Annotated in this window: 1 rRNA gene; it reads left to right on the forward strand. The window is 49.6% G+C overall.

Annotation, left to right across the window (positions count from 1 at the left end):
- Window positions 1-27 precede the first annotated feature (27 nt).
- Window positions 28-1,710, forward strand: a 23S ribosomal RNA gene (locus AC979_RS00235); the annotation flags it as partial.

Genomic DNA, 1,710 nt, shown 5'->3' on the forward strand with positions numbered 1-1,710 from the left:
CAACATCAAGAATTTTTGAGGTTGTATAGTTAAGTGACTAAGCGTACAAGGTGGATGCCTTGGCAATCAGAGGCGACGAAGGACGTGCTAATCTGCGAAAAGCTTGGATGAGTCGATAAGAGGCGTTTAATCCAAGATGTCCGAATGGGGAAACCCAGTAGATGAAGAATCTACTATCACTTACTGAATCCATAGGTAAGTGAGGCAAACCGGGAGAACTGAAACATCTAAGTACCCCGAGGAAAAGAAATCAACCGAGATTTCGTTAGTAGCGGCGAGCGAACGCGAAGGAGCCTGTTAGTGATAATGACAGAGACAGAGGAACAAGCTGGGAAGCTTGGCGATACAGGGTGATAGCCCCGTACTCGAAGTCCAGGTCATGGTACTAAGCTAACGACAAGTAGGGCGGGACACGTGATATCCTGTTTGAAGATGGGGGGACCATCCTCCAAGGCTAAATACTCCTGATTGACCGATAGTGAACCAGTACTGTGAAGGAAAGGCGAAAAGAACCCCGGTGAGGGGAGTGAAATAGAACCTGAAACCTTGTACGTACAAGCAGTGGGAGCCCTTTAAGGGTGACTGCGTACCTTTTGTATAATGGGTCAGCGACTTATATTTTGTAGCGAGGTTAACCGAATAGGGGAGCCGAAGGGAAACCGAGTCTTAACTGGGCGTCTAGTTGCAAGGTATAGACCCGAAACCCGGTGATCTAGCCATGGGCAGGTTGAAGGTTGGGTAACACTAACTGGAGGACCGAACCGACTAATGTTGAAAAATTAGCGGATGACTTGTGGCTGGGGGTGAAAGGCCAATCAAACCGGGAGATAGCTGGTTCTCCCCGAAATCTATTTAGGTAGAGCCTTGAGCGGACACCTTCGGGGGTAGAGCACTGTTTCGGCTAGGGGTCCATCCCGGATTACCAACCCGATGCAAACTACGAATACCGAAGAGTGATACTCAGGAGACACACGGCGGGTGCTAACGTCCGTCGTGGAGAGGGAAACAACCCAGACCGCCAGCTAAGGTCCCAAAGTCTATATTAAGTGGGAAACGAAGTGGGAAGGCTTAGACAGCTAGGATGTTGGCTTAGAAGCAGCCATCATTTAAAGAAAGCGTAATAGCTCACTAGTCGAGTCGGCCTGCGCGGAAGATGTAACGGGGCTCAAATATAGCACCGAAGCTGCGGCATCAGACGTAAGTCTGTTGGGTAGGGGAGCGTTCTGTAAGCGGATGAAGGTGGCTCGAGAGGGCTGCTGGACGTATCAGAAGTGCGAATGCTGACATAAGTAACGATAAAACGGGTGAAAAACCCGTTCGCCGGAAGACCAAGGGTTCCTGTCCAACGTTAATCGGGGCAGGGTGAGTCGGCCCCTAAGGCGAGGCTGAAAAGCGTAGTCGATGGGAAACGGGTTAATATTCCCGTACTTGGATAAACTGCGATGTGGGGACGGAGCAGGTTAGGTTATCGCACTGTTGGATATGTGCGTTTAAGTTTGTAGGTGAGAAGTTTAGGCAAATCCGGACTTCTTTAACACTGAGAGATGATGACGAGGCTCTACGGAGCTGAAGTAACCGATACCACACTTCCAGGAAAAGCCACTAAGCTTCAGGTTTATCTAAACCGTACTGAAAACCGACACAGGTGGTCAGGTAGAGAATACTCAGGCGCTTGAGAGAACTCGGGTGAAGGAACTAGGCAAAATAGCA

Source organism: Parahaemophilus parainfluenzae, from assembly GCF_001053575.1.
GTDB classification, from domain to species: domain Bacteria; phylum Pseudomonadota; class Gammaproteobacteria; order Enterobacterales; family Pasteurellaceae; genus Haemophilus_D; species Haemophilus_D parainfluenzae_S.